This window comes from Pseudomonas sp. FBF18 (assembly GCF_024261405.1).
Taxonomy (GTDB): domain Bacteria; phylum Pseudomonadota; class Gammaproteobacteria; order Pseudomonadales; family Pseudomonadaceae; genus Aquipseudomonas; species Aquipseudomonas palmensis.
The window spans coordinates 481,818-496,191 of record NZ_QKRS01000001.1 but is presented as its reverse complement, the minus strand read 5'-3'; the positions used below and the strand labels follow the sequence as shown (position 1 = coordinate 496,191).

Here is a 14,374-nt window from a genome sequence, read left to right as displayed (position 1 = left end):
TTTTTTGTGATAGGGTTCGCGCCCTCAAAAATGCCCCTGCGACGCTTTGCCCGGGCAAAAAAAGAGTGACGAGCGGCGGAATGGCGGTGGGACGCGGCCTACAAGGCTTTGCCCATAATCACGCACAATCTACCCACACGTTATCCACAGGCCACTGCCTTGCAATACCCCCGATACCGCATTATCTTGTATCCCCAGCGCGACAAAACACTACATGTTGGGTTTTGAACAAAAATCCAAGCACAAGTGGAGCAGAGAACTCAAGCCTTCAAAGGCGCTTTTTTTGCTTGAACTTTGATTGAAATTCGCAGCCAAACCGCTCCTGCGGAAGGCGACCGGTGCAAGCCCGCGACGGGCCTTGTTTCGGGTACGGGTGTTGCAAGTGCAACCCCGTCAGCAACAGTTTTTGGGCCGTGGCCCAGAACCTTTGACTTCGGCCAGGGAGCGGCAAGCGATTGCCCCTTTTTTTCCTGATCTGTCCCGAAGTCGGTAGACCCTGCCCGGCCAGGCGCGCATGCGCCGGTGGGCAAGTTGGCGAGCTTTCGGACGGAACGGTAGGTGCCCAAAAGGCATCTGAACAAACATAGAGAACGTGGAGACACCCATGCAAACCGACACAACTCGCGAGAACCCGCAGGCGCTGGCGCCGCAGGCCGCTGATTCGAACCAGGATCTGGCTGCCACCGCCCCCGGCCAACTGCGCGTGATCAAGCGTAACGGCACTGTCGTCGCCTACACCGACGACAAGATCACCGTGGCCATCACCAAAGCGTTCCTCGCAGTTGAAGGCGGCACCGCTGCCGCCTCGTCGCGCATCCACGACACCGTCGCCCGCCTGACCGAGCAGGTCACCGCCACCTTCAAGCGTCGCATGCCTTCGGGCGGCACCATCCATATCGAAGAGATCCAGGACCAGGTCGAACTGGCCCTGATGCGCGCCGGCGAGCAGAAAGTCGCCCGTGACTACGTGATCTACCGTGACCAGCGTGCCAAGGAGCGTGCCACCCGCACTCCGGCCGACGCCTCAGTACAGCCGCACCCGAGCATCCGCATCAGCCTGGCCGACGGCAGCTTCGCGCCGCTGGACATGAACCGCCTGAACACCATCATCACCGAGGCCTGCGAAGGCCTGGCCGAAGTCGATGGCGAGCTGATCCAGCGCGAAACCTTGAAGAACCTGTACGACGGCGTGGCCATCAAGGACGTCAACACCGCCCTGGTGATGACCGCCCGTACCCTGGTAGAGCGCGAGCCGAACTACTCGTTCGTCACCGCCCGCCTGCTGATGGACACCCTGCGTGCCGAAGGCCTGAGCTTCCTCGAAGTGGCCGACAGCGCCACCCACCACGAAATGGCCGAGCTGTACGCCAAGGCGCTGCCTGCCTACGTGGCCAAGGGCGTGCAGTTCGAACTGCTCAACCCTGCCCTGGCCGACTTCGACCTGGAGCGTCTGGGCAAGGCGATCAACCACGAGCGCGACCAGCAGTTCACCTACCTGGGCCTGCAGACCCTCTACGACCGCTACTTCATCCACAAGGATGGCGTGCGCTTCGAGCTGCCACAGGTGTTCTTCATGCGCGTGGCCATGGGCCTGGCGCTGGAAGAGAAAGACAAGGAAGCCCGTGCGATCGAGTTCTACAACCTGTTGTCGTCGTTCGACTACATGGCCTCGACCCCGACCCTGTTCAACGCCGGCACCCTGCGTCCGCAGCTGTCGAGCTGCTACCTGACCACCGTGCCGGACGACCTGTCGGGCATCTACCACGCGATCCACGACAACGCCATGCTGTCGAAATTCGCCGGTGGCCTGGGCAACGACTGGACCCCTGTGCGTGCACTGGGCTCCTACATCAAGGGCACCAACGGCAAGTCCCAGGGCGTCGTGCCCTTCCTCAAGGTGGTCAACGACACCGCTGTTGCGGTCAACCAGGGCGGCAAGCGCAAGGGCGCGGTCTGTGCCTACCTGGAAACCTGGCACCTGGATATCGAAGAATTCATCGAGCTGCGCAAGAACACCGGTGATGACCGTCGTCGTACCCACGACATGAACACCGCCAACTGGATCCCCGACCTGTTCATGAAGCGTGTCTTCGATGACGGCAAGTGGACCCTGTTCTCGCCAAGCGAAGTACCAGACCTGCACGACCTGACCGGCAAGGCCTTCGAAGAGCGCTACGAGTACTACGAAGCCCTGACCGAGTACAACAAGATCAAGGTGTTCAAGACCGTCCAGGCCAAAGACCTGTGGCGCAAGATGCTGTCGATGCTGTTCGAGACCGGCCACCCGTGGCTGACCTTCAAGGACCCGTGCAACCTGCGTTCGCCGCAGCAGCACGTGGGCGTGGTCCACAGCTCGAACCTGTGCACCGAGATCACCCTGAACACCAACAAGGACGAGATCGCGGTCTGCAACCTGGGCTCGATCAACCTGCCGAACCACATCGTCGACGGCAAGCTGGACACCGCCAAGCTGCAACGCACCGTGAACACTGCCGTGCGCATGCTCGACAACGTGATCGACATCAACTACTACTCCGTGCCGCAGGCGCGCAACTCGAACCTCAAGCACCGCCCTGTGGGCCTGGGCATCATGGGCTTCCAGGACGCGCTGTACCTGCAGCACATCCCGTACGGTTCGGACGCTGCGGTCGAGTTCGCCGACAAGTCGATGGAAGCGGTCAGCTACTACGCGATCCAGGCCTCCTGCGACCTGGCCGATGAGCGTGGCGCCTACGAGACGTTCCAGGGCTCGCTGTGGTCCAAGGGCATCCTGCCGCTGGACTCGCAACAGATCCTGATCGAGCAACGTGGCCAGCAGTACATCGATGTCGACCTGAACGAGAGCCTGGACTGGGCACCGGTACGTGCCCGTGTGCAGAAAGGCATTCGCAACTCGAACATCATGGCCATCGCACCGACCGCGACCATCGCCAACATCACCGGCGTTTCGCAGTCGATCGAGCCGACCTACCAGAACCTGTACGTGAAATCGAACCTGTCGGGCGAGTTCACCGTGATCAACCCGTACCTGGTCCACGACCTGAAGGCCCGCGGCCTGTGGGACTCGGTCATGATCAACGACCTGAAGTACTACGATGGTTCGGTGCAGCAGATCGAGCGTATTCCGCAGGAGCTCAAGGACCTGTACGCCACCGCGTTCGAAGTCGAGACCAAATGGATCGTCGATGCAGCCAGCCGTCGCCAGAAGTGGATCGACCAGGCCCAGTCGCTGAACCTGTACATTGCCGGCGCTTCGGGCAAGAAGCTGGACGTGACCTACCGCATGGCCTGGTACCGTGGCCTGAAAACCACCTACTACCTCCGTGCCCTGGCCGCCACCAGCACCGAGAAGTCGACCATCAGCACCGGCAAGCTCAACGCCGTGTCCAGCGGTGGTGACAGCGCCCCGGTCCAGGCGGCAGCGCCAGCCGGCCCTGCCCCGGTGCCAAAAGCCTGCGCGATCGACGAGCCAGACTGCGAAGCCTGCCAGTAAGGCCTGAAGGCGCCGCTTGCAAGCGGCGCCTTGCGCCTACCCTGTAGGCGCTGGCCTTGCCAGCGAAGAGGTCGGCACAACCACCGGCCTCTATCGCCGAACACCCAGGTGCGGGTCACCCCGCCCTCCCCGAGGGGCTGCGCCCCCGGAAGCATTCCAAGATTTTGCGTGCACACCTTAACCGCGAGCAGCGCAACCCTAGATCCAACCGGCCATACTCTTTCATGGCCCTCAAGCAGGAGACCCATCATGCTGAGCTGGGACGAATTCGAAAACGAAGACGGCGAAGTCGCCGCCAAAGGTCAAACCGCCTCTCAGGTGGCTGAAGCGGGCATCGACAAGCTCGACAGCGCTGGCGGTGTGGCCGCACAGGAAGCCCGTGCAGTGACCGCCGCCGACTCCGACGCGGTCAAGCGCGCCAAGGCGGCCCTGGACGATCTCGACATCGCCGAAGGCCTGGCCGAGCTGGAAGGCTCAGCTGCCCGTGTAGCGGTCGACGAGAAGCGCATGATCAACTGCCGCGCCGACCTCAACCAGCTGGTACCGTTCAAGTACGACTGGGCCTGGCAGAAGTACCTGGATGGCTGTGCCAACCACTGGATGCCGCAAGAGGTCAACATGACCGCGGACATCGCCCTGTGGAAGACCCCCGAGGGCCTGACCGACGACGAGCGTCGCATCGTCATGCGCAACCTGGGCTTCTTCTCCACCGCCGACTCGCTGGTTGCCAACAACCTGGCACTGGCCGTGTACCGCTTGATCACCAACCCCGAGTGCCGCCAGTACATCCTGCGCCAGGCGTTCGAAGAGGCGATCCACACCCACGCGTACCAGTACTGCATCGAATCGCTGGGCATGGATGAAGGCGAGATCTTCAACATGTACCACGAGATCCCTTCGGTCGCGAAAAAGGCCGCCTGGGGCCTGCGCTACACCCGTGCCATCTCGGACCCGGAGTTCGACACCGGCACCGTCGAGACCGACAAGGAGCTGCTGCGCAACCTGATCGCCTACTACTGCGTACTCGAAGGCATCTTCTTCTACTGCGGCTTCACCCAGATCCTGTCGATGGGTCGTCGCAACAAGATGACCGGCGTTGCCGAGCAGTTCCAGTACATCCTGCGTGACGAGTCGATGCACCTGAACTTCGGTATCGACGTGATCAACCAGATCAAGATCGAAAACCCGCACCTGTGGGATGCCGAGATGAAGGAAGAGGCCTCGCAGATGATCCTGCAGGGTACCCAGCTGGAAATCGAATACGCACGCGACACCATGCCACGCGGCGTGCTGGGCATGAACGCGGCGATGATGGAGGACTACCTCAAGTTCATCGCCAACCGTCGCCTGTCGCAGATCGGCCTGAAGGAAGAGTACCCAGGTACCACCAACCCGTTCCCATGGATGAGCGAAATCATGGACTTGAAGAAAGAGAAGAACTTCTTCGAGACGCGGGTTATCGAGTATCAGACTGGCGGCGCGTTGAGCTGGGATTGATTCCCGCGCGTGGATGCTGCAAAAAGAGGCTGCCGCAAGGCAGCCTTTTTTGTGCCTGGCTTTTTTCAGAGGTGGTGAGCGGATATCGGAAACTGATCTAAAGACTGCCAGACCATTCTTTCAGTAATTCCGGAATTGCCCCTCAAGTCTCATCATTGACTGCCTTTTCGCATACCCGTAAGTTTGTTTTCACGTCTAAGAAGCGTATGCAGCGGCGAACCGTTCCCGATAGAAGCGGCTCTACCCATGATGCTGGAACCCGACGATGCCCCATCACAAGGCTACGCTTTTTCTACGCCACAACCGCCCTCTCCACGCCCTCTGGCTCGAATCCCAAGCCTGGTTCAGCGCACGCGAACTTGGCCGACTGATCGGCCGTTATCTCGACGAGCAGATCATTCGCAGGCTCGATGCGGATCAGCATCGCACCGTCATGCTTTTGCGATACGGCGAGTACCGGAACACCGTGATGATCAGTGAGTCGGGCGCGTACACCGTATTGGCACACCACTACATTCCAGAGAATCGCAGCCTGCGACGTTGGCTGACCTATGAGGTGATTGCTGTGATGCGTGACGCACAAGGTCCAACACAGCACGATGCTCCGCAGACCAGCCTGATGACCTGGACCGGGCGGTCGTTGTGCTTGCTGCATTGGCAGAGCGAACCGTGGATACGGTTGCGGGATATGCCGGAGGTGCTTGGTAAGTCATCGATTCATACACCCTCGACTAATGCCAAACTTGCACAACCTTGGAGACAAGCCGCTGCTCGGCTGTTCAGAGGGTGATCCGCGCGCTGGCGTTGTAGCGAGCGAAGCGGATTATGCCTATACAACCAATGAGTGCAGCGTCAGACCGATGCATGTCAGACCTCACTCCGAAAAACCGGACCTGGGCCAGGATTTGTCTACATCAAACTTGGCGCGTGCAACTCCATTGGCGTTTTTGATGGAGTTCAGTGGACATGCTGCATATCCGCCGCCTAGTTAAATGCGCAGTTGCCGAGTAGTTAATATCGCTGCGCCTACCAGCGTCTGGCGCCGTGGCTCCATGTTCCAGGCTGCTTTGCAGCCCTTCGCCGGCAAGGCCGGCTCCTACAGGGTCACGCTGGAACCCGGTAGGAGCCAGCCTTGCTGGCGAAGAGGCCAGCAGACCTTGCGCACTACTACAGTTGATCCGGCAAAAACTGCGGCACCCTGGCCTTCAACAGTTCAACCAACTCCGGCGCCATGAACCCATAGTCGTCCGGGATGCCCAGGCAAACGATGCGCTTGTCGCCCAGCACCGAGCGGAATCGCGCCGACAGTTTCTTGCGGTGCGCCTGTTCCATCACGATCACCAGGTCTGCCCACGCCAGCAACTCGTTGCCCACCGGCACGTCCGCATCATTGCCCACACCGGCAGAGGCCGTCTCCACCCCCGGCCAGTCGGCAAATACCTGTTCAGCCGTAGGGCTGCGCAAGCGGTTCTGAGTACACACGAACAGTACATGCAGTGTCATTGATTACCTGGAATTACAACAAGATTAGGGTTGGCAGACAGCCCATCGCGGGGCAAGCCCGCTCCCACAGGAGGGCGCAAACACTTTGTGGGAGCGGGCTTGCCCCGCGATGGCGTCGGCAAATCAGAGGGTCGCGCGATGGCTACCCGCGCTGCGAATCGAAAAACCGATACAACGCCCGCAAACCGATCACGACGGCCTCGACCGAAGCCGCATGCTCCTGCGGCTGCAACGCCTCGACTTTTTCGATGTTCTCGTCCAGCCCATGCAGCGCAATCGCCTCCAGGTGCCGTACCTGCACCGGCGGCAGCGCCGGCCAGCGCGCTACCTGCACACCCCGCAAATAGCCGAAGCACCACTCCTCGACCACCAGCTGCGGATCAGGCTCGGACTCGTCTTCGAGAAACAACGGCTCGAAGGCATCACACGCCTCACTGAGCTCGCCCGCCACGTTGTTCATGTAGCGCATCAACAATGCCGAAAACGCCTCGGCCTCGGCCGGCTTCTTGAACCGCGGCGCTCTGCCGCCGGTCACTTCGGGCAGCCATTCGTTGGGCGTCAACAACACGGGCGAACTGGCCAGCGCCACCAGAAAGCCATCCAGCTCCGAGAGCGTGAGGATGGCTTCATCGTTACCGTACTTGAGCAGAAAACCATCAAGACGGGTCATTTCCTTATCGTTCAAAGGCTGTACAAAAGCTGTCATGGCATAGCCTCAAGGCGGGATCCTGCCGTAACACTACATCACCCCGCCCTTCAGCGCTTACCCGGCGCCCGTCAGCCACGCCACAGATGGCAGGATCATCAGCGTGCAGGCAGCCATCGACAGCACGTTGCCAATGTACCCATGCAGATGGCTGGGCAGGCGCTGGCTGATTGCGACCGCCAATGGCGGTGCCATCACCGCGCCCAGGCCGGCGCTGAGCACCACCACCTCCCACGTGCCACCCAATGTCAGCACCGCCGCCGGCACCACGGACACGATCGGGATGTAGGTCGGGTACCACCCCCGCTGCATCCATTGCCTGCGCCACAACAGCACGCCGATCAGCGACGCCAGCGCCTGCCCGCCCACCATCTCCAGCACCAGCTGGGAGCCGTAGGCCGGCCCGGCCGGCGACAGCAGGTAGGCCGCCAGCACGCCGAGCAACAAGCCCAGGCTGGCCAGCTCATTGCCGAAGAACGGCGCCTCGCTGAAGTCGGCCAGCACCCGTCGCAGCGTCCAGCCAACGCCGTGGTGCGGTGTCGCTCTCTCGACGACCGGTGCCGGTGGCGGCGCATCGACAGGCGGCGTCGAGCGCACCAGGCCTGCAAACCGCCGGCACAGCATGAACGCCAGCACGCTCGCCACGGCCATGCCGCCAACATTGCCGATCACCACCGGCAAGCCCAGTGGGTAGCACAGGTAGTTGACCAGCAGCAGGCTCGCTGGCGTCACCAGCAGTGCACCCAGCAACGCGCCATTGATCGCGACCTTCCAGCCGCCGCCGAACAGCAGCACCATCGCCGCCGGCAGCGAGACGAACGCGACGAAGGTGGGTTGCCAGGTGCTGGCGCTGAGCGTCCAGCCCCACAGCACATGGCTGAACACCAGCCCCAGCAGCGAACTGGTCACCAGCCAGGGCCACAACCCGGTGCCATAGCAGATCGCAAAGCCTTGCCATGCCCGGCCCGTGCGGTGCGCCCAATGGGCCAGCGCGGCGCCCAGCAGCAACCCGATCGCCGGCAGCTCATGCTTGTAGAACGCTACCTCGCTGATATCGCCGACGATCCAGCGCAACCGCGCCAGCGGCTCGTGCAGGTTGGCGACCATGTGCGCGTAGTCGGGCCATACCCCGACCCAGGATGCCGCACGCCCGCTGATGACCTCGATGAACACCCCGGTGCCCAGCGACACGCACACGCACATCAGCAGCAAAGGCAGAAAGCCCGCCTCCACCTTGTCGATTGACTTGTCCATGGCGACTCCTCAGCGCGGCAGCGCTGGATGCTGGTCATAACCCAGCATCGCGCCATAGCAATCGGTGCGACGGTCCCGTGGCAGGTCATTCAGGCTGTTCCAGACCGGCGCGCTGCGTGCAGTGCTGAGGTCGACATCGGCATACAGGATGCACTCGTCCTCGGCGCCCCCCACCTTGCCCAACGGCCAGCCATTGGTGCCCGCGATCAGCGAACACCCCAGAAAACGCCCGCCACGCTCGCTGCCGATGCGGTTGGCGGCGGCAATGTAGACATTGTTGACGTGGGCCGCGGTGATGGTGAGGTACGAGGCCATGCACCTGCCGCTGGCATCGAACAGCGGGGGCGGTGTCCACACCCAGTTGTTCAGGCTGCAGATGATGTCTGCACCCTGCAACGCAAGCAGGCGTGGCACCTCGGGAAACCATACGTCCCAGCAGATCATCAGGCCGATCCGGCCGATCGGGGTTTCAAACACCGGAAAGCCCAGATCACCGGGGCTGAACCAGAGCTTTTCCTGGTTCCACAGGTGTGCCTTGCGGTAATGCCCCAGCAGGCCGTCGGGGCCGAACAGCACCGCGCTGTCATACAGCTTGAGGCCATCGCGCTCGGCAAATCCTGCCACCAGGTACACCTGATGCTCCCGGGCGAAGGCGCGCCAGGTCTTGATGCTGGGACCTTCATCGAGGGTTTCGGCATGCGCATAGGCTTCTGCTCGGGTCTCGAAGGTGTAGCCGGTGTTGGCAAGCTCGGGCAGCACGATCAGGTTGGCGCCGTCATGCACCGCCTCTTCGGCGAGCTGCAGACCTTTGCACAAGTTGTTGTCGCACTGGTCCAGCCCGACCTGAGGGTCGAACTGGATTACGGCAATACGCACGGGGCTGACCGGGACAGAGGGTGCAGGCATGGAAGTGTCCTTTTTGTTGTTCGAGTTGTCGTTTGGAGGCTTTCCAGTGGACAAAACAACCCTCAAGAGGGACAAGTCGGCCCCTTCCGACAATGCTGCAAGGCCGCTCTGCGCCTGTAGGAAAGGCCTACCGGGACGCCTGGGGCTGAATGCGATAGTGCGGATAGACCGCCATGCTGAAACCGCCGTTGAACAGCGCCCCGGTGTCGTTGCACAGGTTGATCACGGCATCGATCGCGGTACGCAGGCAGGGCTCGGTCCAGCCTGCATCCACCGAGGCATAGCGGTCGTTGTAGCGACAGGCATAAACACCGTGGATAAAGCTGTCAGTAACCAGAACTTGCGTGATGGCCTGATTACGTTGCAAAAAATTTTCTGCAACGGCTTATACGCCTTGCAACGGGTTCCCCTGGCGCCGTCCTTTACGCATCGCTGCCGGCTGCAGCGGTGCTACATAGTTGAACGCCCTCACTCCGGCAGTTCGAGCGCCACCCCGCCTGCATGCTGCCTCACTATCCGATACGGCAGCACCGCCCACCCCACCCCACGGCAATGGCGCTGCACGCTGTCGAACACCGGGTCGAACTGGATGCCTTCGGGGGTAAAGCGCCATGTGGGCATCTGCCACACCTGCGCCTGTGCGTAATCGCAGCCGTCCTCGCCCACCTCGCCCAACATGTGCTGCGGATAAAGCTGCTTGAGCTGGCCCAGCAACCACGGCGCAAAGGTGCGCGAGCGGTAGTCCACATAGGCACCGAAACTCACGGTGGCGAACTGCTCGGGGTTGGGGCCAGGCTGGTACTCGTAGTGAAACGGCTTGCCTTCGCCCACCCACAGCACATCGTCCAGGGTCAGCTCCTTGCCCGACTCCACCGCCAGGTTGAACGGCGCATCGGTGGGCAGCATCGGCGTGCCGTCGCAGCTGTAGTCCTGCACGATGCTGACACTGAGCAGCGCATTGCTCATGAACCGTGGCGTCACCGTCTGCCGGTAGTACCCGCCAGGGCGCCCCAGCAGCATGCACTGGTGGTAGGCCACCACATCACTGGACAGGCGCGCGCGCAGCAACTGGTTGAGGCGTGTGAGCTGCTGCGCAGGGTAACCGTCCTCGATCACGAACAGGCTTATTCCCGAGGACGGCTCGCTCAGCCAGCGCAGCGGGTAGCCTTGAAAGTGTTCAAGCTCGCCCGGCTTCAACGGCAGTTGCATCAGCCTCAGGTATTCATAGGGTGAGTCGGTGTACTGGCGGGCCAGGAACGGATCGGCACCCGACGGTACCTGCGGCAGTCGTGCCGGCAGCAGCGTGATCGGCAGGCGTTTGCCCTGGGGGCTTTGCCACTCACCTTGCAGGCCGCCCTGGGCAGCCGGCCACAGCGCGAGTGTTGGCAGCGAGTCGATGCCTGCCTCCGGGGCCGGCTCATGCCCCTCCACCAGTTGAATCCGCGTGCCCTGGATGCTGCCGGTGAGCTGCAGGTCGTGGTGATGCTTCACGTAGAAGTAACGCCCGCTGACATCCTCGGGCACGGCGCGGTCGAGCTCCAGCACGATCGACTGGGTACCCAGGGTACCGGTGAACACGTCGCTGTCCAAGCCCGCCTGGGCGGGCATGGCTGCGGTCAAGGCCTGCGCGGCCAGCAGTGCGACGCAACATCCATGTTTCATGGGAAAAACGTCCGCTATTCAAGAGGGGTGAATTATGCCGACAAAGCCTGCGGCACAAGGCAACTAATTGAACGGCGGCGGATCTTTACTCAGAGCCCCCCACGGAAACCTCCCCCATGAACGAGCAGAAAAGCGGCAAGACCCCGGGCCTGTCAGCGGACGAAGAGCAGGAGGTCAGCCACAACCAGCCGCCACGTGCCGCTGTGCTCCACGAGATCATCCGCGCCCAGGGCGACAAGGAACTGCAGCGCACCATCGCGGCGCTGTGGTGGTCGGCACTGGCGGCCGGCTTGAGCATGGGCCTGTCGCTGATGGCGATGGGGCTGTTCTATTCCCGCCTGCCCGAGGGCGACAGCAGCCAGGTGATCGCCAGCCTGGGCTATTCGGCGGGCTTTCTGGCGGTGATTCTCGCGCGCCAGCAACTGTTTACCGAAAATACCCTGACCGCCGTGCTGCCGGTGATGACCAAACCCACGTTCAACAATGTGGGGCGCCTGTTGCGCCTGTGGGGCGTGGTGCTGTTCGGCAACCTGGTGGGCACCGTGCTGGTGTCATACGTGATGCTGCACCTGCCGATCTTCGACACCAAGACCGATCTCGCCTTTCTCGAAGTGGGGCGCAAGGTCATGGAAAACGAGGTGGGCCAGATGTTTGCCAAGGGCATCATCTCGGGCTGGATGATCGCGACCATGGTGTGGATGATCCCGTCGATGGAGAACGCCAAGATCTGGATCATCCTGCTGATCACCTATCTCATGGCGCTGGGTGACTTCACCCATATCGTGGTTGGCTCGGTCGAGGTGTCGTACCTGGTGTGGGCCGGGGAAGTGAGCTGGCAGCAGTTCTGGCTGCACTTTGCCGCGCCGACCCTGGCGGGCAACATCGTGGGCGGCAGCTTCATCTTCGCGCTGATCAGCCATGCGCAGATTCGCAGCGACGCCGGCCTGCCCGATGAAACCCTGAGCAAGGGCCGCGAGCGCCCCTTGCCCGGCCGGCGCGACCCTAGCGACGCACCTTAACGCTGCCCGGAGGCCAACACGGCCGCCTGGGCCTGCTGTTGCTCCAGTGGAAGCCACCACGCGGTACCCCGCTGCGGTTGCACCAGGCTGACCCGCTCCCCCATCTGCGGGGTGCTCAGCGGTACCCGTGCGTTGGCCGCCAGGGCCATGATGCGGTCGAAGGGTTCATGCCAGGCGTGGGTGGACAGGTCGAAGGTGCCGTTGTGGATCGGCAGCAACCAGCGCCCGCGCAGGTCCAGGTGCGCCTGCAGGCTCTGCTCGGGCTGCATATGCACATTGGGCCAGTTGACGTTGTAGGCGCCGGTTTCCATCAGGGTCACGTCGAATGGCCCATAGCGTTCGCCGATCTGCCTGAAGCCCTCGAAATAGCCTGTATCGCCGCTGAAGAACAGGCGCAGGTCCTCATCGAGCACCACCCATGACGCCCACAGGGTGCGGTTGCTGTCGAACAGCCCGCGCCCGGAGAAGTGCTGCGCCGGGGTGGCGACGAACTGGATGCCCGCAACCTCCGTGGCCTGCCACCAGTCGAGCTGGCGCACCTTGGCCGCAGGCACGCCCCACCCGACCAGGGTGTCGCCCACCCCAAGCGGGGCAAGGAACACCTCGGTGCGCTCGGCCAGGGCCAGCACCGCCCGTTCATCCAGATGGTCGTAATGGTCGTGGGACAGTATCACCGCCGTGATCGGCGGCAGTTGCTCCAGCGCCAGCGGCGGCTGGTGAAAGCGCTGCGGGCCGGCCCACTGCACCGGCGAGGCGCGCTCGGCGAACACCGGGTCGGTGATGAAGAAACGATCGCGCAGCTTGAGCAGCACCGTGGAATGGCCCAGGCGCCACAGGCTGCGGTCCGACGCGGCCAGCACCTGGGCCTGGCTCAGGGGGTGCACCGGTATCGGCAGGGTTGGCCGGGTGTCGGCCGGCTTGCTCAGAAACAGGAACTTGAAACCGATGCGCAGTTTTTTCAGCACCCCGTCGCGGGGCAACTGGGCCTGGTTGCGGTACCGCCCGTCCTGCTGCAGCGAAGGCTGCGCGGGGGTTTCGGTGGCTTGTGCTGCAAGGGAAGCCATGAATGCAAATACTCCGACTAACCGTTTCAGGTGCATGCCCATTGCCCGTACCAACTGTGAAATGGCCTGCAAGGCCATTCTTGAACAGCCCGGCTTTGTTCAACAATATTCACGCAAATTATGCGATGAACGGCGTCAGGCAGATCGGCAAATCATGACTCAAATCAGCAACGGCAAGGGACTATCATTTGTCAGAAGAATTTACCTGCCGCGTATCATCGGCTCGGGTATCGGCCTGTTCAGCGTGCTCTCCGGCGTGCTGCCCCTGCAGCTGCCGTACTGGGTCGTAGCGCTGCTGGTATTCAACGGCCTGGGCTGGCCGCACCTGGCCTACCAGCTCGGCCTGCGCTCGCAAGCCCCCTATCGCGCCGAACAGCGCAACCTGATGGTCGACTCGCTGATGGGCGGCTTCTGGGCCGGCACCGTGCAGTTCAACCCGCTGATCAGCGTCACCATCCTGGCCATGATGGGCATGAACAACGTCGCCGCCGGTGGTCAGCGCCTGTTTGTGCAAGGGCTGCTGGCCATGGGGCTGGGCATGGTGGCGGCGGTGGCGCTGTTCGGGCCGAGCCTGCAACTGGACGTCAGCACCGTGCAGGTGTACGCCTGCCTGCCGATGCTGACCCTCTATCCGCTGGCGCTGGGCTGGGTGTGCTACCGCCTGGCGATCAAGCTGGCCGAGCACAAGCGCAGCCTCAGTGCGCTGAGCCGCACCGACAGCCTCACCGGCCTGTTCAACCACGGCTCATGGAAAGACCTGCTGCAACTGCGCTTTCAGCTGTGCCAGCAGGCCCCGGCCCAGGCCGTGATCGCGATCATCGACATCGACCACTTCAAGACCATCAACGATGTGTATGGCCATGTGGTGGGTGACTGCGTGCTGCGCCAGCTGAGCGTCGAGCTCAAGCGCAACCTGCGCGAGGACGACGTGCCGGGGCGCTACGGCGGGGATGAATTCGGCGTGATCCTGCCCGGGTGCAGCCTGGAGCATGCCAGCCAGGTCATGGAGCGCCTGCGCCAGCGGGTCAACGAGTACCGCAACGAGCAGCTCCCGCAATTGCGCATCAGCCTGAGCATCGGCCTGGCCAGCTTCCAGCCAGGCTTCGCAGACTCCATGGTGTGGCTGAACGAGGCGGACAAGGCGCTGTATGCGGCCAAGCAGAGTGGCCGCAACAAGGTCAATGTGGCCCGCGGCGAGGTGGTGCCGCTGCGCCTGGCCTACCCGGACTGAAATGCAGGCACCACGTTCCGGCGCCTTCGCCGGCATGGC

Annotated in this window: 12 protein-coding genes; 5 read left to right on the top strand and 7 right to left on the bottom strand. The window is 62.6% G+C overall.

Features of this window, described 5'->3' with window-relative positions:
- Positions 1-604 precede the first annotated feature (604 nt).
- From DN387_RS02335 to DN387_RS02325, 3 genes are all read left to right on the top strand, one after another.
- Entirely contained in the window at positions 605-3,493 is a 2,889-nt protein-coding gene (locus DN387_RS02335) for a ribonucleoside-diphosphate reductase subunit alpha (RefSeq protein WP_043862582.1), read from the top strand.
- A 249-nt stretch (positions 3,494-3,742) separates the two neighbouring features.
- Positions 3,743-4,990: a ribonucleotide-diphosphate reductase subunit beta gene (locus DN387_RS02330; protein WP_043862583.1), complete on the top strand. Its 1,248-nt coding sequence runs from the start codon at positions 3,743-3,745 to the stop codon at positions 4,988-4,990.
- Between the two features lie 265 nt (positions 4,991-5,255).
- Positions 5,256-5,780, top strand: coding sequence for a Bro-N domain-containing protein (locus DN387_RS02325; RefSeq protein WP_054914712.1), 525 nt, complete (start codon positions 5,256-5,258; stop codon positions 5,778-5,780).
- Positions 5,781-6,157: 377 nt separating this feature from the next.
- Here DN387_RS02325 and DN387_RS02320 read toward each other — a convergent pair whose 3' ends face one another.
- From DN387_RS02320 to DN387_RS02295, 6 genes are all read right to left on the bottom strand, one after another.
- A complete protein-coding gene (locus DN387_RS02320) occupies positions 6,158-6,487 on the bottom strand; it encodes a low molecular weight protein tyrosine phosphatase family protein (protein ID WP_229590066.1) in 330 nt (109 codons plus the stop codon).
- A gap of 148 nt (positions 6,488-6,635) precedes the next feature.
- Positions 6,636-7,199 carry a UPF0149 family protein gene (locus tag DN387_RS02315; protein WP_054914713.1) on the bottom strand — a complete coding sequence of 188 codons (564 nt, stop codon included), beginning with the start codon at positions 7,197-7,199 and terminating at the stop codon, positions 6,636-6,638.
- 57 nt (positions 7,200-7,256) lie between these two features.
- Positions 7,257-8,402, bottom strand: a complete 1,146-nt coding sequence (locus DN387_RS02310) for a hypothetical protein (RefSeq protein WP_054914922.1) — start codon at positions 8,400-8,402, stop codon at positions 7,257-7,259.
- Between the two features lie 60 nt (positions 8,403-8,462).
- On the bottom strand, positions 8,463-9,359 hold the full coding sequence (locus tag DN387_RS02305) for a nitrilase family protein (RefSeq protein ID WP_054914714.1): 897 nt from the start codon (positions 9,357-9,359) through the stop codon (positions 8,463-8,465).
- A 127-nt stretch (positions 9,360-9,486) separates the two neighbouring features.
- Positions 9,487-9,726, bottom strand: coding sequence for a hypothetical protein (locus DN387_RS02300; protein WP_054914715.1), 240 nt, complete (start codon positions 9,724-9,726; stop codon positions 9,487-9,489).
- Between the two features lie 101 nt (positions 9,727-9,827).
- Positions 9,828-11,021: a hypothetical protein gene (locus tag DN387_RS02295; RefSeq protein WP_156326205.1), complete on the bottom strand. Its 1,194-nt coding sequence runs from the start codon at positions 11,019-11,021 to the stop codon at positions 9,828-9,830.
- A gap of 116 nt (positions 11,022-11,137) precedes the next feature.
- Here DN387_RS02295 and DN387_RS02290 point away from each other — a divergent pair, with 116 nt between their 5' ends.
- Positions 11,138-12,040, top strand: coding sequence for a formate/nitrite transporter family protein (locus DN387_RS02290; RefSeq protein ID WP_043862589.1), 903 nt, complete (start codon positions 11,138-11,140; stop codon positions 12,038-12,040).
- Here the strand turns inward: DN387_RS02290 and DN387_RS02285 are convergent.
- Complete coding sequence (locus DN387_RS02285; protein ID WP_156326206.1) at positions 12,037-13,104, bottom strand: MBL fold metallo-hydrolase; 1,068 nt, start codon at positions 13,102-13,104, stop codon at positions 12,037-12,039. The genes DN387_RS02290 and DN387_RS02285 overlap by 4 nt on opposite strands.
- 154 nt (positions 13,105-13,258) lie before the next feature.
- On the opposite strand from DN387_RS02285, the gene DN387_RS02280 reads away from it, so the two are divergent.
- Positions 13,259-14,335 carry a diguanylate cyclase gene (locus tag DN387_RS02280; RefSeq protein WP_043862591.1) on the top strand — a complete coding sequence of 359 codons (1,077 nt, stop codon included), beginning with the start codon at positions 13,259-13,261 and terminating at the stop codon, positions 14,333-14,335.
- Positions 14,336-14,374 lie beyond the last annotated feature (39 nt).